The organism is Pseudomonas sp. R32 (assembly GCF_009866705.1).
Taxonomy (GTDB): Bacteria; Pseudomonadota; Gammaproteobacteria; order Pseudomonadales; family Pseudomonadaceae; genus Aquipseudomonas; species Aquipseudomonas donghuensis.
The window spans coordinates 2,584,262-2,608,879 of the sequence record NZ_CP019396.1; the positions used below are offsets into that span (position 1 = coordinate 2,584,262).

Genomic DNA, 24,618 nt, shown 5'->3' on the forward strand with positions numbered 1-24,618 from the left:
GTCCGGCGCCGATCATGACGGTTTTCCGATTGTTTGATCCAGGTCACGCTCACTGGAGGGCAGGGCGGACACTTTCCCTTTCCCGGCAAACGTTTGCCGGCAATATTTCACCGCGTGCTGTTGCGCTGTTCTGCTATTTTTACCGGCAGTCGGCTGGGATGCTTGCCAGGGAGTTTCAGACCAATGGCGCGTCCGGGTTCAGTCAAGGAGACCGTCCATGCGTTATTCCGCGCTCACCCAACGTATCGCCGGTGACGGTGCTGCAGCCTGGAACATCCACTACCGTGCCGTCGAACTGCAAGGCCAGGGCCGGGACATCATCCTGCTGTCGATTGGCGACCCGGATTTCGATACCCCTCAGCCGATTGTCGATGCCGCCATCGACAGCCTGCGCGCCGGCCATACCCATTATTCCGATGTGCGCGGCAGCGAAGCCTTGCGCAGTGCCATTGCCGCTCACCACACCCGTCATAGCGGGCAGCCGGTCGACCCGCTGGAAGTGGTGGTGCTGGCCGGGGCGCAATGTGCGCTGTATGGCGTGGCCCAGTGCCTGTTCGACCCGGGCGATGAGGTGATCGTCGCCGAGCCCATGTACGTGACCTACGAGGCGGTGTTTGGCGCCTGCGCAGCCAGGGTGGTACCGGTGCCGGTGCGCCCGGAGCAGGGCTTTCGGGTCGACGCCGATGATGTCGCTCGGCTGATTACCCCGCGCACGCGCGCCTTGCTGCTCAACAGCCCGCACAACCCCTCCGGCGCCAGCCTGCCCAAGGCCACCTGGCAGCGCCTGGCGCACCTGTGCATCAAACATGACTTGTGGCTGATCTCCGATGAGGTCTACAGCGAGCTGCTGTTTGAGGGCAAGCATTTCAGCCCGGCCAGCCTGCCGGGCATGGCCGAGCGCAGCGCGACCATCAACAGCCTGTCCAAGTCTCATGCCATGTCCGGTTGGCGGGTCGGTTGGGTAATCGGCCCGCAGCTGTTGACCGAGCACTTGAGTAACCTGGCCCTGTGCATGCTCTATGGCCTGCCGGACTTTATCCAGAACGCCGCCCAGGTGGCCCTTGAGCAAGACCTGCCCGAGGTGCGGCAAATGCGCGACACCTACCGCGAGCGGCGTGACCGGGTCTGCGCCAGCCTTGAAGGCTGCCCGGGCATCCGCGTGCACAAGCCCGATGGCGGCATGTTCGTGATGGTCGATATCCGCGAGACCGGCATGGGTGCCCAGGCTTTTGCCGAGCGCCTGCTGGAGGAACATGGGGTATCGGTGCTGGCCGGCGATGCCTTCGGCCCCAGCGCCGCCGGGCACCTGCGTTTTGGCCTGGTGCTCGACAGCGAGCGCCTGGAGCAGGCCTGCCAGCGCATTGCCCGCTGCGCCGCCGAGGTGCTCGAAGGCGTGCCGTCAGTTCAGCAGGCCGGCGGCAATATTGATGGTAAAACCCAGAATCGCGGTGTTGAAAACAAAACCTACCAGTGAATGGGCCAGGACGATGCGGCGCATCTGCCGGTCGGCCACGCCCACGTCCGAGGTTTGCACGGCGACGTTGAGGGTGAAGGAGAAGTAATGAAAATCCCAGTAATCGGGGTTCAGCTCGCCATCGGCAAAGCGCAGTAGCGGCTCCTTGCTGCCGGCGGTGTAGAACAGCCTGGCGTAGTGCAGGCTGAAAATCATGCCGATCATCAGCCAGGAGCCGGCGACGGTGAAGCCGGTATAAACGTAGTGCAGCATCTGCGAGCCGCCGACAAGACCACGGCTGGCGGCCAGTTGCAGGGTCACTGCGGCGAGGCTGGCGATTGCCGCGATGCTGACGGTGAACAGCACCAGCCCCGCGTTTTCATCCTCGATGCAGGCCACTTCGCGCACCTTCTCGGGGCTTGCGCGCAGCGTCAGCCACAGCACCAGCAGCAGGTACAGCCAGACCCCGATGTTCCAGCCGGTGAGGATGTGCTGAACCAGGCCATCGGCCGGGATCAGCCAGCCGCTCAGGCTGCCGACAACGGCAGAAAAACTCAGGCGCGGGTGGGTGCGGGTCAGTCGATGGAAAGCCATGGGGCCTCAGGTCGGGAGGGTATCTGGGCAACTGTAGCCCATCGCCTCGGCCACCGGACACGGAAATGCTTGCTGGCAGGCGTGGCCTTGGGCATTCTTGCGCGCCTTGTATGCTCATGGATGACGCCGCCTTTGTTTGCCCCCTCTCTACGCCTGGCCGCTTGCGCCCTGGGCGCTGCCCTGTCGCTCGGCGGTTGCAGCCATGGCATCGAATCGATGCCGCTGGAATTCAGTTCGTTCACCTATCACGACGGCTCCTACTACCTGCGCTTTCGCAGCGATGAAGAGATTGTCAGCCTGTTCAAACGGCACACCGGCGACGGGCAGATCGGTGAGTGGCTCAAGTGCGCCCTGGATGACGACCAGGACTTCACCGTCGGTCATGCCATGATCTACAACCTGGGCGGCGGGGTGGACTTCGAGGGCATCTCCGAAGTCCGGGGCTACAACTATGTGGTCTGGGCACGTTTCAACAAGACCACCCCGGACCGCAGCACCGAGACGGAGCTGCTCAAGCCGGCAATCCATCGCCTGCTGGCGGGCAAGACCAGCATCCCCTGCAAGCTGAGCATCACCGCCTTCCCCTACAACGCCTACTACTCGAAAACCATGCAACTGCCGGTCGCCCAGGTACTCAGCGAAGTGGCCAAGCACCGCGACCGGCTGCCGGAGTGGGTTCCCTACCAGGTGGATGCCGGTCGTCCGCCCCTGGTACCGCAGATCGAGCCTGTGCCGCTGTACGGCAAGCGCCTGCAGATGATCGATACCGACACCGGTAAACCGCGCGGCTATGTGCCGTACATCGTCAAGCGCCGCGATGGCTACCTGGAGCGGGGCGAGACCGATTACGACGGCTTGACCCATGAAGTCCTGTCGCTGACCCCGGAGACCGTGCAGTTGTACCTGGATGAGCCGGTGCCATGAAATTGCCCTCAATCGATTCCAAGGGTGTCGATGAGGTACTATCGGGATTCTTGCCGTGGCCAAAAAGACTTGCCAATCAAAGACCTGATCGTGATGCAGGTCAGTGGCCGCGGCGCTGTCACGAGTCAGACTGGCCCGTTGCAAGCCCCTGACCTCTGTTGCGCTCTACAGGATTCCCGGTTTGTCCGATTCACTGCAAAACCCCTTGCTGCAATACCTCGCCCGCCTGGCGCCGTCCAGCCAGCTGACCATGAAGTACATCCTCCAGGATGCCGCCGACCGCCTGGGCTTCGAGGATTGCGACATCGCCGAGGTGCCCTGGCACCAGCTTGAGCCCGGGCATGTCACCGCGCTGGTAGCGGCCTTGCGCGCCGACGGCTATGCGCCGAACACCTCGTCGCTTTACGTCAACGCGGTGCGCGGGGTGATGAACGAGGCCTGGCGCCTGAGCCTGATCAGCCAGGAGCAATTGCTCAAGATCCGCACGGTCAAGCCAACCCAAGGCGCTCGATTGCCGGTCGGGCGCAACCTCAAGCGCAGCCTGATCCGCGAACTGATGGACGCCTGCGCCGCCGACCCGCGGCCCCAGGGCCTGCGCGATGCGGCGGTGATTGCCTTGTTGTATGGCACCGGCATGCGCAAGTCCGAGTCGGTCAACCTGACCTTGAGCCAGGTGGACTTTGATGAGCGCAGCCTGCAGGTGCTGGGCAAGGGCAACAAGCAACTGATCAAGTACGCACCGCCCTGGGCCTTTGAAAAGCTCAACGCCTGGCTGGCGTTTCGCCGCGAGCAGTTGCCTGAAGGGCAGGCCGACGATGAGTTCCTGTTCAACCGGATCCGCCGTGGCAGCCACATTACCCGCGAGCGCATCACCAAGCACGCGATCTACTACATCGCCCGCCAGCGCGGCACCCAGGTCGGGGTAAAGATCATGCCCCACGATTTTCGCCGCTCGTTCATCACCCGGGTGATCGAGGAGCATGACCTGTCGATCGCGCAAAAGCTTGCCCACCACACCAACATCCAGACCACCGCCAACTACGACATGCGCGATGACAACGAGCGGCGCAGGGCGGTGGATCGCTACGATTACTGACCTGTGGAGTTGCTTCTAGATTACTGCCCAGCCGCCTCCAGCCCCATCTGCCAGAAGTCCGCTTCCAGCCGCGAGGCCTGGGCGAAGACCTTGACCAGTTCCTCGAATCGCCGTTCGGTCATGGTCCGGGCCGCCAGCTCATCCAGATGCGCGCGGGCAGCGGTGGCCACGCCCTGGTAACCGGCACCGGCGTACTCGCCAATCCATTCGCGATAAGGATGATCGCCCAGCGCCAGGACACCGTTCGGCGTCAGGTTGCGGCCAATCTCGGCGTAGCCGATCACGCACGGCGCCAAGGCTATGTGCAGGTCTAGAAGGTCGCCGGCGGCGCCGCAGTCCAGCACGAAGCGGGTATAGGCTACCGTGGCCTGGTGCTCTGGGGTCGCCGCGAGGTCCGCGGGCGACAGCCCCCAGCGCTCGCACAGGCGCACGTGCAGCTCGGTTTCGTCGAGGATCGCCGCCAGCCCTGCCTGGGCGGCGCGGATATCGGCGAGGGTGCGGCTCTTGTAGGCGGCCAGGGCCCAGGAGCGGGCGAACTGGATCAGGAACAGGTAATCCTGCACCAGGTACGTGCGAAACGCTGGCTGCGCCAGGGTGCCGGCACCCATCTGGCGAACGAAGTCGTGCTCGACATAGCTGTGCCAATCGGCGCTGGCGGCCTGTTTCAGGCGCTCGAAGATATCCATGGTTTACCCCTTGGTGGTCGAATCCATACAGCAAGGCCAGGACGTCGGTGCTTGCCGATCCTGTGGGCGCCGGCCTTGCCGGCGATACAAGGCCATGCCTTGCCAATCAGGCTCACCTCAATGTGTCGGGCAGCCCTGTTCCTTGACGATGCGCTGGGTCGACGCCGGGTTGTTCACCAGTTTGGCCGCCGAGCGGGCCGGGCGCTTGACCAGTTCACCGCCGCAATTGGGGCACTGGCCCTTGAGCTGACGCTCGTCGCAATCACGGCAGAAGGTACATTCGAACGAGCAGATCAACGCATCCGGGCTATCGCCGGGTAAATCAGAGCCACAGCATTCACAGTTCGGGCGCAGTTCGAGCATGCTCAGGTCCTCGCAGGCAGGGGGAAATCGTCAGTGTATACGCTCAGGGCCGATACAGGTGGGCGTGGCCGGCGCGGTACAGCGCCGACTCCGAGAAGGTATCGTTGCCCAGCACCCGGCCTACCAGAATCAGCGCGGTACGGCGAAAATCCTTGGCCGCCGCCAACTCGACAATTGTCTCCAGGGTGCCCAGCACCCAGTCCTGGTCCGGCCAGGTCGCCCGGTGCACCACGGCGATCGGGCAGTCATCGCCGTAGTGCGGGCGCAGTTCTTCGACGATCCTCGCCAGGTGTTTGACCCCCAGGTGCACCGCCAGGGTGGTCTGGTGGCGGGCAAGATCGGCCAGTTGCTCGCCGGCCGGCATCGGTGACTTGTCGGCGTAGCGGGTGAGGATCACGCTCTGGGCGATGCCCGGCAAGGTCAGTTCGCAGCCGAGCAGGGCGGCGCTGGCCGCGGCGGCGGTGACGCCGGGGACAATCTCGTAGGGAATGCCCAGCTCGCGCAGGTAGCGGATCTGCTCGCCGATCGCGCCATACAGACTCGGGTCGCCGCTGTGCACCCGCGCCACGTCCTGGCCCTGGTCATGGGCGCGCTTGATCGCGTCGATGATCTGCGCCAGGTGCAGTTCGGCGCTGTTGATGAGCGTCTCGGCGCGGTGGCCTTCCAGCACTGCGGCCGGGACCAGGGAGCCGGCGTAGATGATCACCGGGCAGCGATGGATCAGGCGCTGGCCCTTGACAGTGATCAGCTCCGGATCGCCGGGGCCGGCGCCGATGAAATAGACGGTCATGGAGAGTCCTTGCTGGGAAAGTGCCGATTATCGGCGAAAATCGGTGGCGCAGGCCAATGCCAGGCTGGCGTCGGCCTGCAGGCTGCGCGGTACCCGCAGGCGGGCCGGGCTGCCGAGCTGTTCGGCCAGGGCCAGGGCGGCGCTTTCGGCGACGCCGTAACAACCGCTGTGCTGGTAGGCCACGGCCGAGCGGTGGCTCAGGCGCTGTTCGAAGGCGGCCAGTTGCGCCGCGCTGAAAAACACCAGCGGCACGTCCAGGCGCCGGGCCAGTTCATGCAGGCCGGGTTCGTCGCGCTTGAGGTCAATGCTGGCCAGGCCCACGACCGCGCCGGGCGGCAGGTCATGGGCGAGCAGAGTACGCGTGAGCAGGGCGCTCAGGGCGTCGACCGGGCAGCCGCGACGGCAACCCAGGCCGAGGTACAGCTGCATCCTCAGGGCTGGCTCGAACGGCGATACAGCCAGGCGCTGATCAGGCCCAGGGCCAGCCAGAACGCGGCGTTGGTCAGCAGCGAGGCGACCTTGAACTCGGCTTCCAGGGCTTCTGGGGCGAGCATCTGGTGGACTTCGGGCTGTGGCGCGCCAAGCACATGCGGGACTACCAGCAACACTGCACCGACTATCTTCAGCAGCCAGTTGTGGGCGAATACGATCAAGGCGAGGCCCACGGCGGTGGCGGCAGCCGTGCCGACCCACCAGGCTTGGCGCTGGGCCAGGTCGGCGGCAGCAGTACCCGGTAGCTCCGGGGGCAGGCCCAGGGTCGGCGCCAGGCAGAACACGGCAAAGCCGCCCAGGCCCCAGAGCGCGCCGCTGATCACGGTCTTCGGTGCGCGCAGGGTGTAGAGCGCGGCGAGGATCAGGGCGAAACCGACCGCCACCACCAGGTTGCCGCCGGTGGTCGACAGCACTCGCTGCCAGCCGTCTTCCGGCGACCAGGCTTCGCTGTCGTGATGATGCTCGGCGGTACCGGCGGCATGTTCATGGGGCGCCTCGACCGCAGGCGCGGTGCTTTCATAGGTTTCCGCCTGGAGAATCAGCGGCGCGACCCAGAAGCTTTGCAGCAGGGTCAGCAGCAGGGCGGCCAGCAGGCCGGTAAAGCCTGCGGTACTGGCAATACGCTTGATCATCGGGGCAGCACTCAATGGCAAGGGAAGGCGGCGCTGTGGCGGGTATCGTGGGCGGCGTTGTGCACTGCTTCGATGTGCGAGAAACCGGCGAAGTACACCAGGCACAGGCCCAGCAGCGAGGCACCGACGGCAACCAGCAGGCGCTGGCTGAGGCTTGAAGGGGTAACGGCTTCATTACTGACGGTACTGGTACGCATGGCGCTTTCCTCTTGGTGTTGTCGGCAACAGGCAAGCGCAGCAAACCCCTGCACGAGGTTCGCCCAGGGGTTGCAACAGCGCCCGCCCACCGCGGGTTTGTTCAGTCAAACGTTGGGCCGGTCTCCGGGCTGGTGAGGGTGGGCAGGTGGCCACACCACAGGCGTCACCTTCCCATGCCAAACAGCAGGCACAGTGGTTCTGACGCTTTTCTCACTTACCGTTGCGGGGGCAGCACCGGACTTGTCATGCGCCTCAATAAAGAAGCATATGACGCACCGGTTTCCCAGTTTCACCCTCAAGGGGCACCCAATCGAATGGCCTTAGCAAATCACGGGCGCGGGCAGGCGTCAATCGTGACAGCAGTTGACCGCTCACCGGGCACTGCGTAGCCTAGCCGCTTCGAGGTTCTTCGGCGCTGGCCGAAGCTAAGACGGGAACGCGGTTCAAGCCGCGGCTGCCCCCGCAACTGTAAGCATTGAAGCGTTCGACACAGCCACTGCAACCCTGCGGGAAGGCGTCGTTCGACTGGCCCGGGCGCCGGTGCAATGCAAGCCAGGAGACCTGCCTCGGACAGTTTCCGACATTCAACCGGGCGGGGTGATCCGGTGGCGAACAGGCCAGGTGCGTGACACCGTTGGCGCTCGTCCCGCATGCCCGCCATCCTGCCAAGGGCATCGACATGAAAACACTGGCCAAACTCCCCGTCACTATCGTTACCGGCTTCCTCGGCTCGGGCAAGACCACGCTGCTGCGGCATATGCTCGACAACGCCCAGGGGCGGCGCATCGCGGTGATCGTCAACGAGTTTGGCGAACTGGGCATCGACGGCGAAATCCTCAAGCAGTGCAGCATCGGCTGCACCGAAGAAGAAGCCAACGGCCGCGTCTATGAGCTGGCCAACGGCTGCCTGTGCTGCACCGTGCAGGAAGAATTCTTCCCGGTGATGCGCGAGCTGGTGGCCCGCCGTGGCGATCTGGACCATATCCTCATCGAAACCAGCGGCCTGGCCCTGCCCAAGCCCTTGGTGCAAGCCTTCCAGTGGCCGGAGATTCGCAACGCCTGCACCGTCGACGCGGTGATCACCGTGGTCGACAGCCCGGCCGTCGCCGCTGGCACCTTTGCCGCCTACCCGGAGCAGGTCGATGCCCAGCGCAAGCTCGACCCCAACCTGGACCATGAATCGCCGTTGCATGAGCTGTTCGCCGACCAATTGGCCAGCGCCGACCTGGTGGTGCTGAACAAGGCCGACCTGATTGCCGCCGGTGACCTGGCCAAGGTGCGCGCCGAAGTCGAAGAAGAGCTGCCACCGGCAGTCAAGGTGATCGAAGCCAGCAGCGGCCGCCTGCCGCTGGAGGTGCTGCTGGGCCTGGGCGCCGAGTCCGAGGCGCACATCGATGGCCGCCGTACTCACCATGATTCGCACCACGATGGCGACGATCACGACGACCATGACCACGACGCCTTTGACTCGATCTCCATCGAGCTGCCGCAAGCCGACGAAAGCCTGTTGCTCGATGCCCTGACCCAGTTGGTCGTGCAGCACGGCATCCTGCGGGTCAAGGGCTTCGCGGCGATCCCGGGCAAGCCGATGCGCCTGCTGATCCAGGGCGTGGGGACCCGTTTCGACAGGCACTTCGACCGCGCCTGGCGCAGCGAAGAGCCACGCACCACACGCCTGGTGCTGATCGGCCAGGAACTGGATGCGGCACAACTGGAAGCGCGCCTGCGCGCCGCTCTGGGCGCTTGACCCATGCACCTGCTGCGGACCCAGCCCGGTGGCTTTGTACCGGACGACAGTATTGCCGACCTCGGCCAGACCCCGGCCGAGCTGGTAATCCTCTGCAGCGGTGACTCGCACCTGGCGCTGCTGGCCGAAACCGCCCAGCAGCTGCCCGAGGCGTTCCCCAGCCTGCGTCTGGCCAACCCGATGCAGGTCCAGAATCACGCCTCGGTCGACCTGTATGTCGACCAGGTGCTACGCCATGCCAAGGTCATCCTGGTGTCGCTGCACGGCGGCGTCGGTTACTGGCGCTATGGTGTCGAGCAACTGCTGGAACTGACCGCCCGTGGCGTGCAACTGATCCTGGTGCCGGGCGACGACCGGCCGGACCCGGAACTGACCCGCCTGAGCACGGTGCCGGCCGAGCAGGCCGAACGGCTCTGGCACTTTTTGCGCCAGGGCGGCAAGGCCAACGCCTTGAACCTGTTCAATTGCCTGGCCAGCCAGTACCTGCAGGGCGACTACCCCTGGAGCGAGCCGCAGCAGCTGCCGCGCACTGCGGTGTATCACCCGCGCAAGGCCGCTGCGGTGCTGGAGGACTGGTTCGACGAGTGGCAGGTCGAGCAGCCGGTGGTGCCGATCCTGTTCTACCGCTCGCACCTGCAGGCGGCCAACACTGCCTTTATCGATACCTTTTGCCAGCGCTTGCAACGGGCCGGCCTCAACCCCTTGCCGATTGCCGTGGCCAGCCTCAAGGAGGCAGGTTGCCTGCAACAGGTCGAGGATTGGCTGGACCAGGTTGACGCGGCGCTGATCATCAACACCACAGGCTTTGCCCAGTCCAGCCCCGAGCAGCCGCACCTGCGCCCGTTCCGCCGCGATATCCCGGTGTTGCAGGCGATCTGCGCCCAGGACAACGAGCCGGCCTGGCAGGCCAGCGAGCAAGGCCTGGGCGCCCGCGACCTGGCCATGCACATCGCCTTGCCGGAGCTGGACGGGCGCATCATCACCCGGCCGATCAGCTTCAAGGACCTGGCCTGGCGCAGTGAGCGCAGCCAGTCCGATGTGGTTTGCTACCGGGCCCAGCCCGAGCGCATGGACTTTGTCGCCGAGCTTGCGCGGCGTTGGTGCGACCTGGCACAGCTACCCAACGCGCAGAAACGCGTGGCGCTGATCCTCGCCAACTACCCGACCCGCGATGGCCGCATTGGCAACGGCGTGGGTCTCGACACCCCGGCCGCCGCGCTGAACATCCTGCGCGCCTTGCAGGCTCAGGGCTATCCCGTGGCACCCTTGCCCGACAGCGGCACGGCGCTGATCCAGGCCCTGCTCGGCGGCGTCAGCAACGACCTGGACAGCCTTGACCTGCGCCCGTGCATGCAGAGCATGGCCCTGGACGATTACCTGGCGGCTTTTGCCGCTTTGCCCGAGGCCAACCAGATGGCTGTGCGCGAGCGCTGGGGCGAGCCGAGCCAGGACCCGATGTTCCGCAGCGGGCGGATGATGATCGCCGGTCTGCGCTACGGCCTGACCTTCGTCGGCATCCAGCCGGCACGGGGTTACCAGTTGGACCAGAGCGCGGTTTACCACGACCCCGACCTGGTGCCGCCGCACGGCTACCTGGCGTTCTACTTCTGGCTGCGTCACGGCTTTGCCGCCGATGCGCTGATCCATGTCGGCAAGCACGGCAACCTGGAATGGCTGCCCGGCAAAGGCGTCGGCCTGTCCGACAGCTGCTGGCCGGACGCCTTGCTCGGGCCGCTGCCGAACATCTACCCGTTTATCGTCAATGATCCGGGCGAGGGTGCCCAGGCCAAGCGGCGCACCCAGGCGGTGATCATCGACCACCTGATGCCGCCGCTGACCCGCGCCGAAACCTATGGGCCATTGCGCAACCTGGAGCTGCTGGCCGACGAGTACTACGAGGCGCAACTGCTCGACCCGCGCCGGGCTCGGGAGTTGCAGCGCGATATCCTCGCGCTGGTACGCGACAACCATATCGACCGTGAACTGCAGATCGAAGGCGCGCTGGACGATGCCGCGGTGTGGCTGCCGCGCCTGGACACCTACCTGTGCGACCTCAAGGAGTCGCAGATCCGCGATGGCCTGCATGTGTTCGGCGAGTCCCCGAGCGGACGCCTGCGCATCGACACCTTGCTGGCCCTGTTGCGGGTTGAGCGGGGCGATGGGCGCGGGGCCAACGGTAGCCTGTTGCGGGCCTTGGCCAGGGCGCTGAAGCTGGGCTTCGATCCGCTCGATTGCGACCTTGGCCAGCCCTGGCAGGGCCCGCGCCCGGCGCTGCTGGCCGACCTCGATGCGGCGTTGTGGCGTACCGCAGGCGATACCCGCGAGCGCCTGGAGCGGTATGCCAGCCAGCTGATCGAGCAGACCCTCGATGGCAGCGTGCAGCTTGCCGGCGGCCCCGAATGGGTGCAGGTGCAGGCCATTGTCGAGGCGCTGGAGCATCAGGTCGCACCGCAACTGGATGGCTGTGGCCCGGCAGAAATGCATGGCCTGCTCGCGGCCCTGGACGGGCGCTTCGTGCCCGCTGGCCCGAGTGGCGCACCGAGTCGCGGGCGCCTGGACGTGCTGCCGACCGGGCGCAACTTTTATACCGTCGATGTGCGCAACTTGCCGACCACCACCGCCTGGCGCATCGGCTTTGCCTCGGCCAACCTGATTCTCGAGCGTCACCTGCAGGACCATGGCGATCACCTGCGCCAGCTGGGCCTGTCAGTGTGGGGCACGGCGACCATGCGCACCGGCGGCGACGATATTGCCCAGGCCATGGCCCTGCTTGGCGTGCGGCCGGTATGGGCCAGCGGCAGCCAGCGCGTCGACGATTTCGAGATCCTGCCCTTGAGCCTGCTCGACCGCCCCCGGGTGGACGTCACCTTGCGGGTGTCGGGGTTCTTCCGCGATGCCTTCGGCAACCTGATCAAACTGTTCGATGCTGCTGTGCAGGCGGTGGCGGCGCTGGATGAGCCGGATGACCTCAACCCCCTGGCGGCCAAGGTGCGCAGCGAGCGCGCCGAGTTGCTGGCCCAGGGCCTGGACGCCGAACAGGCGGGCCGTCAGGCCGGCTGGCGGGTGTTCGGGGCCAAGCCGGGCGCCTATGGCGCGGGTGTGCAGAATGCCATCGACGGGCGCCTGTGGAACGAGCGCCAGGACCTGGCCGAGGTCTACCTCAATCACGGTGGCTATGCCTATGGTGCAGCCGATGACGGCACGCCGGCGCGCGCGCATTTTGCCCGGCGCCTGAGCCAGGTGCAGGCGGTGGTGCAGAACCAGGACAACCACGAGCACGACCTGCTCGACTCCAACGACTACTACCAGTTTCAGGGTGGCATGCTCGCCGCCGTGGAAAGCCTGAGCGGCAACAACGTTGCCAGCTACCACGGCGATCACAGCCAGCCCGACCGGCCACGCATCCGCACCCTCAAGGAAGAGCTCAACCGGGTGATCCGTGCCCGGGCGCTGAACCCCAAGTGGATCGACGGGGCCAAGCGCCACGGCTACAAAGGTGCCTTCGAGCTGGCCGCCACCGTCGATAACCTGTTCGCGTTCGATGCCACCACGCACCTGATCGACGACCACCATTACCAGTCGCTGGCCGACGCCTATGTGCTCGATGGCCCGACCCGCGACTTTATCCGCCAGCACAACCCCGAGGCGCTGCGCGACATCACCGAGCGCCTGCTCGAAGCCCAGCAGCGCGGGCTCTGGCAGGAGCCCGGCGAGTACCGCGAAGCCCTGGAAGAACAGCTGCTGGACGGCGAAGAAGAGAATTGAGATGAGCGAACCTGCACACTTCCCCCTGGCCGCCGTGGTTGGCGCCGATCAGCTGAAGCTGGCGTTGTGCCTGACCGCCATCGACCCGAAGATCGGCGGCGTGCTGATCGAAGGGCCGCGCGGCATGGCCAAGAGCACCCTGGCCCGGGGCCTGGCCGATTTGCTCGGCGAGGGGCCGTTCGTGACCTTGCCCTTGGGCGCCAGTGAGGAGCGCCTGGTTGGCACACTTGACCTGGATGCGGCACTGGGCCAAGGCAAGGCGCAATTCTCCCCCGGTGTGCTGGCCAAGGCCGACGGCGGCGTGCTTTATGTGGATGAAGTCAATCTTCTGGCGGATCACCTGGTCGACCTGTTGCTGGACGTGGCTGCCAGTGGCACCAACCGGGTCGAGCGCGACGGTATTTCCCACCGCCACAGCGCCCGTTTCGTGCTGATAGGCACCATGAACCCGGAGGAGGGCGAGTTGCGCCCGCAACTGCTCGACCGCTTCGGCCTTAATGTCGTGCTCGAAGGCCAGCCGTTGCCCGAAGCCCGTGGCCAGATCATTCGCAGGCGCCTTGATTTCGACAGTGATCCCGAGGCGTTCTGTGCCCAGTGGGCGCCCGCTCAGGCGGCCCTGCGCGAGCGTTGTCACGGTGCTCGCGAACGTTTGACGCAGATTGCCCTGGATGACCAGGCTCTGGCGCAGATTACCGAGCGCTGCTTTGCCGCTGGCGTCGATGGCTTGCGCGCCGACCTGGTCTGGCTGCGGGCGGCCCGGGCCCACGCGGCCTGGCGTGGTGCGCTGGCGATCGAAGCCGAGGATATCGATGCCGTGGCCGAATTCGCCTTGCGCCATCGCCGCCGTGAAGCCCCCGCGCCACAACCGCAAGCGCCAGACAACGGTGCGGCGATGCCGCCATCGGCCGGCCAGCAAGGCCAGGGTCAATGGGGCGAACTGGCGCCACAAGCCACCCCGAGCGGCGCCCGGCGCGAGGTACCGAGCTGGGCAAAAAAGCCCTGAGCATCCGCCGGCACACCAGCGCGGATGCCAAACCCCGACCCGGAGCACTTGCCGCAGGCCCACGTGGGCGTGGCAAGCAGGCTGCATCCGGCGCGGTGGCCTGGCCGGCGACCTTGCTCAAGGGCCGCCCGCGCACGCGCACCGACCTGTGCTGGCAACAGCGCACGGCCAGCGCCCATGAGTTGTGGCTGGTGATTGTCGATGCTTCGGCGTCAACCCGCCGCCACCAGGCCCTGAGCCGGGCCAAGGGCATGCTTGGCGAGTTTTTTGATCAGGCCTACCGCCGTCGTGCGCGGCTGACCCTGCTCACCGCCAGCGGTAACGCGCCGCGTTGGCAACGCCACGGGCTGAAAGCATCGGCGAGCTTGCAGCCGTGGCTGGAGGCGTTGGGGGCGGGCGGCGGTACGCCATTGCTGGCGGCACTGGAACAGGCACGGGACTGGCTGCAGGCGCGTCAACGACGCTATCCGGCAGAACTTCAGCGTTGCCTGATTGTGACCGATGGCCGGCTCAAGGCTTGGCAGGCGCTGCAGCCGCTGCCTTGCCAATCGCTGTTGGTGGATATCGAAAGTTCGCCGGTCAAGCTGGGAAGGGCACAGTTACTTGCGCAACAACTGCATGCCGATTACCAGCACCTGGAGACACTGGCGGTGCTCGGTGGATAGCCTGGTATAAATAAAAACAACTGCGGCCACGTGTCGCAGTTTGTCCAGCGAGTTATAGCAACGTTGCCAAAGGCGTGCGCGAATACAGCGCCTTTGGCAATTAAACGCTCTTTACTTGGGCATCGACCAAGGCTGCAGCGTATAACCTTTCTCGCTCAACTCGGCACGAACTTCTTCAATCAAATGAGCCAGTTGCGCAGGGTCGGAGTAGGTGCTGCAAGGAACTTGCTTGCTGCCAATGCGGGTGCTGGTCCGGTCGATGACTGCCAGGCTCAACTCGCCGGTACCGTTGGGTACATCCCAGGCAACACACTGGAAAGGTTCAAAGGCGTGGTCGGCAATCAGCAGGGCTTCGTTGACACGCAGCGGGGCGTTCATGGGTTCGGTCTCTCTGTGGGCCCAAACATGGAATAAACCCGCGCGCCTGTTTGCGCCGCGGTGAGTTACTTGTACTGATGCACGCAGCACCAAGGTGAGTCACATCTCTATTGAAAATTATTTAACCGCAGTGACACAACGCGACCAAGTGTCGCCGCTTCAGACGTTGAAAGCGCAGAAAAATTCCCGACCCTTAGGCAACTAACGATGCTTTGCAGACAGACGGTAGTGGGATATTGACGCATCGTTGCTACTGTTAAAACGGGCCTGCCAACACACTGTTTCTGCTTAAAATTCCAACTATTGGCGCCAAGGAAAAGGTCATGCTAGAGCCTGCATCCAACCGCCGCCTGCTGATCGTCGATCCGTGCGATGACTGTCATCGCCTGTTGCCAGGCTTGCGCAGTGTGGGCTGGGATGTGCATAGCTGTACCTTGTCTTCGGCCCTTGAGCATCCCTGCGACGTAGGCCTGTTGCGCTTGCAGGCTTCGCACCTGCAGCCCCCAGATGCGGTCAAGGACCTGATCAGCCGCAGCAACACCGAATGGATCGCGGTCTTGAGCGCCGAAGAGCTGCGGGCGCAGAATGTCGGCGATTTTGTCTGCGAATGGTTTTTTGACTTTCATACCTTGCCGTTCGATGTCTCGCGGGTGCAGGTCACCCTCGGCCGGGCCTTTGGCATGGCGCGCCTGCGAGGCAAGGGCAACGTGCATGTCGACGAGACCGAGCATGAACTGTTGGGCGATAGCCATCCGATCCGCGAGCTGCGCAAGCTGCTGAGCAAGCTGGCGCCCACCGAGTCACCGGTGCTGATCCGCGGCGAAAGCGGTACCGGCAAGGAGTTGGTGGCGCGGACCCTGCATCGCCAGTCCCAGCGCCACGACAAGCCCTTCGTGGCGATCAATTGCGGCGCGATCCCCGAACACCTGATCCAGTCCGAACTGTTCGGCCATGAGAAAGGCGCCTTTACCGGCGCCCATCAACGCAAGATCGGCCGTATTGAAGCGGCCAACGGCGGCACCCTGTTTCTCGATGAAATCGGCGATCTGCCACTGGAGCTGCAGGCCAACCTGCTGCGTTTTTTGCAGGAGAAGCATATCGAGCGGGTGGGCGGCAGCCAGCCGATTGCCGTGGATGTGCGGGTTTTGGCCGCCACCCACGTCGACCTGGAAAAGGCCATCGACAGCGGGCGCTTTCGCGAAGACTTGTATTACCGCCTCAATGTGCTGCAGGTCGTCACCGCGCCGCTGCGAGACCGCCACGGCGATCTGTCGATGCTGGCCAGCCATTTTTCGCATTTCTACAGCCTGGAAACCGGGCGACGCCCGCGCAGCTTCAGCGAGGATGCCTTGGTGGCGATGGGCAAGCACGATTGGCCGGGCAATGTACGTGAACTGGCCAATCGGGTCCGGCGCGGTCTGGTTCTGGCCGAGGGCCGGCAGATCGAGGCTCAGGACCTGGGGCTGCTCAGCCCGCATGCTTTCGTCCCGAGCATGGGCACCCTTGAAGACTACAAGCACCGGGCCGAGCGCCAGGCTTTATGTGATGTGCTCAACCGGCACAGCGACAACTTGAGTATTGCCGCCAAGGTACTGGGGGTTTCCCGGCCTACGTTCTACCGGCTGTTGCATAAGCATCAAATTCGTTGAGCAGCGCTGGAAAAGCCCGCTGAAGCGGGCTTTTTCGTGGGCGCGAGGATTAGAAGTAGTACGGAAACTTCAGACTGAAGGAGAAGTCTGGCGCGTCGTCGGTCAGTCCAATGGACAGGTTGGGGACGATGGTCAGGTTGTCGGTAGCGGCAAGGGTCATGCCGATGTTGAAGTTTGCCGCGTTGTAGTCGCTGCTGGGAACCGACTGCCAGTCGCCGCCATCGGGTTTGATCTTGCTTTTGCTGGCAAACTGGTCGGAGAACGAAAACGACATACTCATTTTCTCGTTCAAGGCAAAGGCAATACCGGCACCGATCTGCCAGGAGTCGCCAAGCTTCACGTCACCCGGAACTTTGGTGTTGATCGTCGGGCTGATATCGCTGAACGAGTCTTGCATGTTGTAGGTGTAGGACAGGCTGCCGAAGAGCACGGCAGGGTCGAAGGTCTTGACCAGCGAAATACCTGGTGTGATCGCCCAGACACCATTGCCGGTGGGGAGGCTTTCGGGCACCGACAAGTTGTCGTTGGTGGGGTCGTTGACCAGCTTGATGCCATAAGGCTCCTTGCCGGTGGGGGCCTTGACCCGCAGGGTGACGACTGCGTCGGGCAGGTTTTCCGATTCATCCAGAAACTTGTAGGCAACGCCGAAGTTGACATCGCCAATGGTGGGATCGCGTCTGACGGTCGCTTCGGATGAAACCGGGCCGGCGCCACCTGCGCCGCCAGAGGAGTAGGTGGATTCGCGGTAGACCACGGGGACGTTGATGTCGAACTGCCAACGCTGATCCAGGTTGTAGCGGGCCGTCAGGTCCAGGGTCCAGTTGTCCGCTTTGATGCGGTCGAGGTTGATGTTGCCGAGGAAAATCGAGTCCAGTGCCAGAAAACCGTTGAGGACCAATGCCCGAGTATCGTAGTGGGTGTAGGTCAGGCCGGTTTCGACGCTGAACTTGCCGCCACCGAAAAAGCCGCTGGCTTCGTCATACAGGTTGGAAACGCTTTGTGCAGGCTCCGAATCGTCTTTGAGCGACTGGCCGTAGGAGCTGCCGGTGGTACCCGGCGCACCGGATGCCACGGTCTGGCCACCCTTGACCGTCTCGGCAGGGGACCTGGTCAGGCGTTTGGGGGCAGGTGTGGCAGGTGCTTCTTCAACCTGGCGAACGCGTTGTTCGAGGACCATCAGCGCTTGCTGCTGTGCCTCGTAACGCTGTTTCAACTCCATGAGTTCTTGTTTTAGTGCTTCGACCTGGGGGTCGGCGGCTGCGTAGAGCAATGTGGCTGGAGCCAGGCTACTCAAACAGACGATAGCCCTGAACGTCATCGATCGGTGCATGGGTTAGCCGTCCCTTCTGCATTCGGATGGTGAGACTGAGCGTAGATCAGAATCCGAGCGTGCGAAGGCCTTTGAGCTGATCGAGGTTGCCGTTCAGCGCCCCGGCGGTCGGCACGTTGTCACGTAGCACGACATTCAGAGAGGTGAGGTTGCTGACCTGGTTGCCAGCGCCGAGCAAGGTGGTGTTCTGCATCAGCCCGCCCTGAGCCAGGCGCTGCACGGTGCTGCCCTGGTTGTTGCTGGCGACGATGTTCAGTTGCACACCGCTGCCGGTGGACGAAATGCTCAGCGAGCCTGCGCCGTTGGCGCCGACCAGCGTCGAGCCTGCGGCCAGTGCCTGGCCTTGTGGTTGGGTTGCGGTTGCTGACGCCTGGTTGGCCCTGGTGACGTTGATATCAACGTTGTTGTAGGCGCTGTTGTTGTCACCGGCAGCACGCACGATCTGCGTCACGCCTTCGGTGCTGCTGAGGCCGCTGCCACCGGTGACGGTGCCGGTCCCGGTGTTTTGCGAACGCGCCGAGCCCGTGCCTTTTTCGTCGATCATTGACACATAGAATTGTGGCGTGATGGTCGACTGTTGAATGTGCATCGAGGACGTTGCGCCGATGACTTCACCATTGGCATTTTGCCAGGTGCTGCTCATGACAATGCCAAAGCTGATGATCCGCCCCGGCATGACAAAGCGGCCTCGCAGGTTTGCCAGTTCCTGATCCTTCAGTTCAATGGGTTTGAGCGTCTGCGCCTGGGTTGGCAGGCTGGTGGCCAGGCAAAGCACGGCGAGCCAGATTGAAGTCTTCATTGGATGCTCCCGGAGCTTCGTGCTCCCTTGTCATTAGAAGAAGTCGCTTGGGATGAATCCGAAATCCATCAGCTCGGCGTCTTGCACCGGAGTGAAGGTGTTGATGCGGTTCTTGGCGGTAAGCGGTAGCGGCGGGTCGAGCAGGGCATTGGTCTTGTCGTAACCCTGGCCGATGATGGCAAAGATGATGCCGTTCCAGCCTTTGACAAAGTCGTCGACTTTGAAGCGCTTATGGCCAAGCACCGGATCACCGATGTATACCCAGCCGTTGTGAACTTTTTGCATGACCACAAAATGCTTGTAGCCACGGATGTCCATCAGCACCACCACCGGAATGCGGATGGTGTGCAAGGTCTCGACGGCTACCCGGTAACCGCGGGCACGCATGCCCAGGCTTTCGACATAACGCTTCATGTCGAGCATGGAGAAGCCCTGGACACGGACCAGGTCCTGATCGGCGTGGGCCAGCATGCCTTCGATAATCTGTTCTTCATTCACGTCCAGCCAATAGGCCTGGCGCAATATGGTCGCCAGGGCAGCGGCGCCGCAACTGAAGTCGGTTTTCTGTTGCACAAGGTCGGCGAATTTGCGCTCGCGTACGCTTTGGATGGGCTTGAATATCACCGCACCACCCGGCAACACGGAAAGTGGCATTTGTGCAGCTTCACTCAGACTGGCCAGGCAAAGAAAAAACGCCAAGACGATAATGCGCATGTTCGACACCCCCCTGCTGGTAGTGAAAAAAGGCCCCCCGAAGGGGGCCTCCAGGCCACGGCAATTACATCGAGGTGTTGGAGATGGCCAGCGAGTTGCTTTGTTGGTTGCCCACACCAGCAGCTACGTTGACGCCCAGGTTGCCACTGCCACCATTAACCGAACCGTTCAGGGTTGCAGTGTTGGTCACAGGGTTTGCCCAGCCAATTGGAGTCAGCACTTGGAAGGAAACACTGTTGCTCAGCTCAAACGAGTCGGCTTCGCTGTAGCTTTTCGAGATGGAGCTCGAAGACTCAGAAGCTTTTTCGTAGGCTTTCTCGAACGAGGAGGACGACGATTTATCGTACGAAGATTCACGGGACTTATCGTAAGAAGAGTCACGGGACTTATCGTAAGAAGAATCACGGGATCTATCGTAGGAAGAATCACGCGATTTGTCGTACGCATAGTCACGCGATTTATCCCACGACGAGTCGCGCGATCTGTCGAACGAAGAGTCGAACGAAGTTTCGCGCGATGCATCGATCGATGCATTAAGTGTTACATCAAGCGATGCACTGGCTTCTTGGCTGCGGGTGCGTTCGCGACGGCCATCATCCGTGGTGACGGACCGGGCAGCCTCGGCGGCGGCGTTCAGTGCGACGTCCAGAGAAGCACTGCTGGTTGCGCTGGTATCGCGGCTGTTGGAACCACTGGCATTCGAGCTGTTGGAACCACTGGCACTCGAGCTGCCCGAACCGCTGGCACTCGAGCTGTTGGAGCCGCTGGCACTCGAGCTGTTGGAACCGCTGGCAGTCATGCTGTTGGAACCGCTGGCACTCCAGCTCTTCGAACCGCTGGCCTCAGAGCTGCGCGAACCGCTGGCACTGGAGCTCGACGAAGCGCTCTTATCAACACTGGCGTCGAAGGTGCCTTCGCGAGAAGACGAACCGCTGATGGTTTTGGTAAAGGTCAGCGTATCCAGACGGGTTTCCCGATCGGCGTAGTTGTTGACAGTCAGGCCAGGACCGTTTTGATTGGCAGAGGCGGTGGCTCTTGCGTTACCGAGTGGCGCATTGGTATTGGCAATGGCCATGGTGTTTTTCTGTTGGTTAAGGTCGCCACCCGCAATGTTGATACCGACGTTGCCGTTGGCACCACTGGCAGATCCGCTCATGACCGCAGAGTTTTGCGTCGACCAGTTGTTGACCTTGTTGTTGTTGCTGTATTGCGTGACGCGGGCGGTAGCTTCGGCAGTACCGAAGACGAAGGTGTTGTCAACGCTCGATTCGGATTGAGCGTTGGCGATGGCCGCGGCGTTGTCTTGTTGGTTGCCGTTACCGGCCGCCACGTTGACACCGACGTTGCCGCTCGAGCCTTCGGCGGAATCGGTCATCTCGGCTGAGTTCTCGGTCCCTTCGTTGTGGATGCGGTTGCCGGTGCTGCGCTGGCTATCATTGGCATTGGCAGTCGCATAGACAGGGATCTTGGTTGGAGGAGGGGTGTGGTGACCGTTGTTGTGGTGACCATTGTGATGATGGTCATTGCCACGCCGATCATTCTGCCCAGCTTGTACAGCAACAGCCATGACCGCAGCAATTGCGAACACCAGAGGCTTGAGTGCCATCGAGGGTTTCATGGTGATTCTCCGTACTTTATTTTAGGTTAAGTGTTGTTCCTAACTATTTGGGTCAGTCCGCGACCCGTATGCTCAGGGTGTTGGCCGTTCGGTTTCCCACCCCTGCACTCTGATTCAACTGAATCACCCCACGGCTACCGGTGAAGGCCTGGTCACTGGTGGTGACCTGGCGATAGCCGGGTGCAGCGTCAGCTGGATCGGAGTTGTTGAGCAGCGCCACGTTTTGCTGCATGAGGACGCTGTCGTCGATACTTTGTGGCTGCGCACTGATGCTGATACGCAGTGCGTTGGCTTGCTGGGTACTGGCACCGGCGCTCTGGTTGACCCCCAGTGCGCCGCTGCCCTGGCTGAAGGCATTGCCCTGGATGTTGGCTTGGGCTGCGATCGCGGGGTCGCCAGGGCTGCGCAGGCGTTGACGTATCTGGGTGTTTGCGCTGGCGCCATGGCCAATGGCGAAGGCCCGGGCGTTGGCCTGTTGCTGTTGATCGCCGGCAGCCTGGTTGACTGTGAGGTTGCCTTGGTAATGCGTGCCGGAACTGTCGATGGTGGCGTTGTTGATCACTGGGGGCTGGGCGAAGGCCGGGGCACTGCAAAACATGGCCAGAATCAGCAGCGAGTGCTTCATCTCATTGGCCTCCGGTCAGGATCTGCAGGGGCGCCAGACCTTTTTGCACATTTGAATTGACCATGTTGGAGATGCCGTTGCCGGCGTTGCCGGAACGTCCGCCGGCCAGGTTGGGCAGTTGGGTCTGGTTGTTGATGTTGCCGCCCAGGTTATTGGTCTGTTGCGTGACCAGGACATTGATGCCGGCACCGCTGCTGATCGAGGCAAAGTCGCCATCGCTCAACTCGTTGGTTTGCTTGAGAACGTGTGCCGACGGGTTGGTATTGACGGTGGTCGGGTAGGGGTCGGGAGCCAGGGGGGGACGCATGGCGTTGCGCGGTTGCACATCGCGGGTAATCACGATGATCCCGTTCTCGGCCTGGACAGGCCAGCTCAAGCTTGACCCCAATGCACATCCGACCAGCAGGAGGCGATAAATACCCTTATCAATCTTTCCCACGATGGCAATTCCTTCTTCGAGTGCGCAGGCCGTACTTAGCGGTGCGAGGAAGAGAGCAGAAGGTGTGCCGGTTTCTATTTGTCGCGGAAAAACAACGGTTTGAGTTTACTGAGCGCAATTGTGAAAATTTCGTGTAACGCCATTGAGACGCAGATGGCGTACAAACATGGATCCAGCGCGCGCCTGCGCTCATCAAGGGGCCCGGACCGTGGCTGTTTCAGGTGTTTAACACTGTTGCGTACGCGCACTGGGGCCGCTTTAGATCGCGGGTTTGCGCAGTGACCAGTGTTTCAGGAATGGACATTTGGCTGCAGAGGGCGGCCATTCAGGCCTTGAGCAAGCGCTCTACCGCTGCAAATGCCGCGCACCGGCGCTGCTCCCAGTCGCCTTGCACCACCTGATATGGCAGCTGGTGCAGCGCCAACCAGTCAGCGGTAGCCTGGAAAAACGCCTGGCGTTCGGCCAGTTGCGGCTGGCAGCGTTGCCCGTCGTCGTGCCAGGCAATTGACTCGGGGCTGAGCAGTAAGTGCACGTCATAATGGCGCGCCAACAAGGCCGCTTCGAGCCACGCCGGGCAATCGCCAAACAACGTGCGGCTCCAGAGCATGTTGCTCAACAGATGGGTATCGAGAATCAGCAGATGCGGCTGCCGGGCGCGGGCCGCGTCTTCCCAGGCCAACTGCCCGCGGGCGATGGTCGGGATGTCGGCATAGCAGGTATCGCGTGCCTGTTCGTCAATGAAGTGACGTACGAACTCGCCCACCAGCTCGCCACCGAAGTGCGCCTGGATTTCATGGCTGAGCCAGCTTTTGCCGCTGGATTCAGGGCCCGTGAGTACCAAGACCTTCATGCGTAGGCCAGCGCCGGGTCACGCCGCCAATCGCGCCAGCCCTGCACCGCGATCAGGGTGAACAGCGCGTAGAGCGCGGCAGTCAGGTACATGGCCTTGTACAGGAACAGGCCAACGAAAATCACATCGAGGACGATCCACAGCGGCCAGCACTGCAGACGCTTTTGCGCCATCCACAGTTGCGCGACCAGGCTGAAACCGGTCAGGGCGGCGTCCAGCCATGGGTGGGCGGCGTCGGTCCAGGTGGCCATGGCCGCACCCAGGCCCAGGCTGCCGAGCAAGCCGATACCCAGGCCAAAAGCAACCGAATGCGTCGGCAACAGGCTGACCTGGCGCGCCTCGCGCACGCTGTCCGGACGCGTCCATTGCCACCAGCCATAGAGTTGCAGCACGGCATAGACCAGTTGCAGAAGCATGTCCGAATACAGCTTCACGTCATAGAAGACCCAGGTGTAGAGCAGCACCATCACCAGGCCAATCGGCCAGCACCAGGGGTTCTGCTTGGCAGTGAGCCAGACGGCGATAACGCCGAGCACGGCGGCGAACAGTTCGAGGCCGGACATCGGCGTTCCTTGGTAGTGTGCGCAAAAGCGCGATTGTACCTGTTGGCGCTACTTCTGGCATACGCGAGGGACGCACAGGCATGAGGTTTGGACTGCCACCTAGCATTTTTGTCAGTTGTTGGCCTCGATAACGAGGTATTGAATAAGGGTCGACTTTAACCAGGTCGGCCTGTTTTCATGGCGGTATGCACGCAGGGCCGAAACGTTGTTCCCCCCTGCTACCGAGGCTGTCTGCCATGAATGACTTGCAAACCGATACCATCGAATCCACGACCACCAGCGAGCTGCCTGCGCTGTCGCTGTTCGCCTCGGTGACGCCGGTCAGCGGCTATGACACGGGCGTGCCAAGGGGTACTTGTGCATGGGTGTAGCCTCCTTCCATGGGGGAGGCTTTACCTTAGGGGCAATTTCGTCAGGCAGTCTATTGGCAGAAGTTTTACATGATTTGCGTTAAACCCGGAATTGCCGCAGCAGTTGCTCAAGCTGCGTGCTCAACCGTGTAAGCGCTTTGCCCGAGTCGCTGGAGTGCTGCGCCGCCAGGGCGGTTTGCTGCGACAGGTTCGCCGTTTCGGTGACGTTGCGGTTGATCTCTTCGACCACATGGGACTGCTGCAAGGTGGCACTGGCAATCGAGGCATTGAGCGCCGTCAGGTTGTGCAGTGCCTGGCTGATGGCATCCAGGCTCACCCCGGCTTCGCTGGCCTGCTCGACGGTCTGGCGCGAGGCCTCGCTGCTGGCGTCGATGGCCTTGACGGCCGCTTCGGACTGGCCCTGCAGGTGTTCGATCATGCTCTGGATTTCGGCGGTGGACTGCTGGGTGCGCTGGGCCAGCAAGCGCACTTCGTCGGCCACCACGGCAAACCCTCGACCTTGTTCGCCGGCGCGGGCCGCTTCGATGGCCGCGTTGAGGGCCAGCAGGTTGGTCTGCTCGGCAATCGAGCGAATCACCTCAAGCACGCTGCCAATGCGTGTGCTTTGGCCGGCCAGGGCGCGAATGACCTGCACGGCTTCATCGATGGTCGCCGACAGCTGGTCGATACGTTGCAGGCTGCCATGGATACTCTGCTGGCCTTGTTCGGCGCGCAACTGGGCATCGCGCATCTCGCTGGAAGCCTGTTCGGCATTCTTCGCCACATCCTGCACCGCGTAGGTCACTTCGTTGATAGCCGTGGCGACTTGCTCCATTTGCTGGGACTGCTGTTCGCTGCGCTGCTGGGCCTGGCCGGCGTTGTTGCCCACATCGCT

Annotated in this window: 26 protein-coding genes and 2 riboswitches; of the genes, 9 read left to right on the forward strand and 17 right to left on the reverse strand. The window is 63.0% G+C overall.

Annotated elements, in window-relative coordinates; genetic code table 11:
- The first annotated feature begins 217 nt into the window (after positions 1 to 217).
- Positions 218 to 1,474 (forward strand): pyridoxal phosphate-dependent aminotransferase, encoded by a 1,257-nt coding sequence (locus PspR32_RS12035; RefSeq protein ID WP_010222022.1) that lies wholly within the window; start codon positions 218 to 220, stop codon positions 1,472 to 1,474.
- On the opposite strand, the gene PspR32_RS12040 is transcribed toward PspR32_RS12035, so the two are convergent.
- Positions 1,400 to 2,047, reverse strand: a complete 648-nt coding sequence (locus tag PspR32_RS12040; RefSeq protein WP_036995830.1) for a DUF1345 domain-containing protein — start codon at positions 2,045 to 2,047, stop codon at positions 1,400 to 1,402. The genes PspR32_RS12035 and PspR32_RS12040 overlap by 75 nt on opposite strands.
- A gap of 120 nt (positions 2,048 to 2,167) precedes the next feature.
- On the opposite strand from PspR32_RS12040, the gene PspR32_RS12045 reads away from it, so the two are divergent.
- On the forward strand, positions 2,168 to 2,971 hold the full coding sequence (locus PspR32_RS12045) for a hypothetical protein (protein ID WP_159388530.1): 804 nt from the start codon (positions 2,168 to 2,170) through the stop codon (positions 2,969 to 2,971).
- 181 nt (positions 2,972 to 3,152) lie between these two features.
- A complete protein-coding gene (locus PspR32_RS12050) occupies positions 3,153 to 4,067 on the forward strand; it encodes a site-specific integrase (protein WP_010222025.1) in 915 nt (304 codons plus the stop codon).
- Between the two features lie 20 nt (positions 4,068 to 4,087).
- Here the strand turns inward: PspR32_RS12050 and PspR32_RS12055 are convergent, their stop codons facing one another.
- From PspR32_RS12055 to PspR32_RS12080, 6 genes are all read right to left on the reverse strand, one after another.
- Positions 4,088 to 4,753, reverse strand: coding sequence for a TenA family protein (locus PspR32_RS12055; protein ID WP_159388531.1), 666 nt, complete (start codon positions 4,751 to 4,753; stop codon positions 4,088 to 4,090).
- Positions 4,754 to 4,870: 117 nt separating this feature from the next.
- On the reverse strand, positions 4,871 to 5,116 hold the full coding sequence (locus tag PspR32_RS12060; RefSeq protein ID WP_036995828.1) for a DUF1272 domain-containing protein: 246 nt from the start codon (positions 5,114 to 5,116) through the stop codon (positions 4,871 to 4,873).
- A 43-nt stretch (positions 5,117 to 5,159) separates the two neighbouring features.
- On the reverse strand, positions 5,160 to 5,906 hold the full coding sequence (gene cobM / locus PspR32_RS12065; RefSeq protein WP_159388532.1) for a precorrin-4 C(11)-methyltransferase: 747 nt from the start codon (positions 5,904 to 5,906) through the stop codon (positions 5,160 to 5,162).
- 27 nt (positions 5,907 to 5,933) lie between these two features.
- Positions 5,934 to 6,335 (reverse strand): cobalamin biosynthesis protein, encoded by a 402-nt coding sequence (locus PspR32_RS12070; RefSeq protein WP_159388533.1) that lies wholly within the window; start codon positions 6,333 to 6,335, stop codon positions 5,934 to 5,936.
- 2 nt (positions 6,336 to 6,337) lie between these two features.
- Positions 6,338 to 7,030, reverse strand: coding sequence for a CbtA family protein (locus PspR32_RS12075; protein WP_159388534.1), 693 nt, complete (start codon positions 7,028 to 7,030; stop codon positions 6,338 to 6,340).
- A gap of 11 nt (positions 7,031 to 7,041) precedes the next feature.
- Positions 7,042 to 7,227 (reverse strand): CbtB domain-containing protein, encoded by a 186-nt coding sequence (locus tag PspR32_RS12080; protein WP_010222032.1) that lies wholly within the window; start codon positions 7,225 to 7,227, stop codon positions 7,042 to 7,044.
- Between the two features lie 98 nt (positions 7,228 to 7,325).
- Positions 7,326 to 7,554: riboswitch (cobalamin riboswitch) on the reverse strand.
- A 59-nt stretch (positions 7,555 to 7,613) separates the two neighbouring features.
- Positions 7,614 to 7,811, forward strand: a riboswitch (cobalamin riboswitch).
- 96 nt (positions 7,812 to 7,907) lie between these two features.
- Here PspR32_RS12080 and cobW point away from each other — a divergent pair.
- Genes cobW through PspR32_RS12100 form a run of 4 tightly spaced genes read left to right on the forward strand, consistent with a single transcriptional unit; the run spans position 7,908 to position 14,408 of the window.
- Positions 7,908 to 8,975 carry a cobalamin biosynthesis protein CobW gene (cobW, locus tag PspR32_RS12085; protein WP_010222033.1) on the forward strand — a complete coding sequence of 356 codons (1,068 nt, stop codon included), beginning with the start codon at positions 7,908 to 7,910 and terminating at the stop codon, positions 8,973 to 8,975.
- 3 nt (positions 8,976 to 8,978) lie between these two features.
- Positions 8,979 to 12,740: a cobaltochelatase subunit CobN gene (gene cobN / locus PspR32_RS12090; RefSeq protein WP_159388535.1), complete on the forward strand. Its 3,762-nt coding sequence runs from the start codon at positions 8,979 to 8,981 to the stop codon at positions 12,738 to 12,740.
- A 1-nt stretch (position 12,741) separates the two neighbouring features.
- Positions 12,742 to 13,743 carry an ATP-binding protein gene (locus PspR32_RS12095; RefSeq protein WP_100782716.1) on the forward strand — a complete coding sequence of 334 codons (1,002 nt, stop codon included), beginning with the start codon at positions 12,742 to 12,744 and terminating at the stop codon, positions 13,741 to 13,743.
- Complete coding sequence (locus PspR32_RS12100) at positions 13,668 to 14,408, forward strand: vWA domain-containing protein (protein WP_100782717.1); 741 nt, start codon at positions 13,668 to 13,670, stop codon at positions 14,406 to 14,408. Before PspR32_RS12095 ends, PspR32_RS12100 begins: the two co-directional genes overlap by 76 nt.
- 111 nt (positions 14,409 to 14,519) lie before the next feature.
- Here PspR32_RS12100 and PspR32_RS12105 read toward each other — a convergent pair whose 3' ends face one another.
- Positions 14,520 to 14,786, reverse strand: a complete 267-nt coding sequence (locus PspR32_RS12105) for a hypothetical protein (protein WP_010222038.1) — start codon at positions 14,784 to 14,786, stop codon at positions 14,520 to 14,522.
- A gap of 323 nt (positions 14,787 to 15,109) precedes the next feature.
- Here PspR32_RS12105 and PspR32_RS12110 point away from each other — a divergent pair, with 323 nt between their 5' ends.
- A complete protein-coding gene (locus PspR32_RS12110) occupies positions 15,110 to 16,435 on the forward strand; it encodes a sigma-54 dependent transcriptional regulator (RefSeq protein WP_010222042.1) in 1,326 nt (441 codons plus the stop codon).
- A 49-nt stretch (positions 16,436 to 16,484) separates the two neighbouring features.
- Here PspR32_RS12110 and PspR32_RS12115 read toward each other — a convergent pair whose 3' ends face one another.
- The 8 genes from PspR32_RS12115 to pnuC all read right to left on the reverse strand — a co-directional run bounded on the left by PspR32_RS12115 (position 16,485) and on the right by pnuC (position 23,373).
- Positions 16,485 to 17,765, reverse strand: coding sequence for a transporter (locus PspR32_RS12115; RefSeq protein ID WP_010222043.1), 1,281 nt, complete (start codon positions 17,763 to 17,765; stop codon positions 16,485 to 16,487).
- A 46-nt stretch (positions 17,766 to 17,811) separates the two neighbouring features.
- Positions 17,812 to 18,564: a hypothetical protein gene (locus PspR32_RS12120; RefSeq protein ID WP_159388536.1), complete on the reverse strand. Its 753-nt coding sequence runs from the start codon at positions 18,562 to 18,564 to the stop codon at positions 17,812 to 17,814.
- A gap of 33 nt (positions 18,565 to 18,597) precedes the next feature.
- A complete protein-coding gene (locus tag PspR32_RS12125) occupies positions 18,598 to 19,278 on the reverse strand; it encodes a C39 family peptidase (protein ID WP_010222045.1) in 681 nt (226 codons plus the stop codon).
- 64 nt (positions 19,279 to 19,342) lie between these two features.
- Entirely contained in the window at positions 19,343 to 20,896 is a 1,554-nt protein-coding gene (locus tag PspR32_RS12130; protein WP_159388537.1) for a heme utilization protein, read from the reverse strand.
- 52 nt (positions 20,897 to 20,948) lie between these two features.
- Positions 20,949 to 21,521, reverse strand: a complete 573-nt coding sequence (locus tag PspR32_RS12135; RefSeq protein WP_010222047.1) for a hypothetical protein — start codon at positions 21,519 to 21,521, stop codon at positions 20,949 to 20,951.
- Between the two features lies 1 nt (position 21,522).
- Entirely contained in the window at positions 21,523 to 21,960 is a 438-nt protein-coding gene (locus PspR32_RS12140) for a hypothetical protein (RefSeq protein WP_010222048.1), read from the reverse strand.
- Positions 21,961 to 22,285: 325 nt separating this feature from the next.
- Positions 22,286 to 22,810, reverse strand: a complete 525-nt coding sequence (locus PspR32_RS12145; protein ID WP_159388538.1) for an AAA family ATPase — start codon at positions 22,808 to 22,810, stop codon at positions 22,286 to 22,288.
- Entirely contained in the window at positions 22,807 to 23,373 is a 567-nt protein-coding gene (pnuC, locus tag PspR32_RS12150) for a nicotinamide riboside transporter PnuC (protein WP_010222050.1), read from the reverse strand. The genes PspR32_RS12145 and pnuC overlap by 4 nt, the downstream gene beginning before the upstream one ends.
- Before the next feature lie 236 nt (positions 23,374 to 23,609).
- Between pnuC and PspR32_RS26480 the strand changes: the two genes are divergently transcribed.
- Positions 23,610 to 23,744 carry a hypothetical protein gene (locus PspR32_RS26480; protein ID WP_257792413.1) on the forward strand — a complete coding sequence of 45 codons (135 nt, stop codon included), beginning with the start codon at positions 23,610 to 23,612 and terminating at the stop codon, positions 23,742 to 23,744.
- A gap of 79 nt (positions 23,745 to 23,823) precedes the next feature.
- Here PspR32_RS26480 and PspR32_RS26670 read toward each other — a convergent pair whose 3' ends face one another.
- Complete coding sequence (locus tag PspR32_RS26670) at positions 23,824 to 24,558, reverse strand: methyl-accepting chemotaxis protein (RefSeq protein ID WP_442967033.1); 735 nt, start codon at positions 24,556 to 24,558, stop codon at positions 23,824 to 23,826.
- Positions 24,559 to 24,618: the final 60 nt, after the last annotated feature.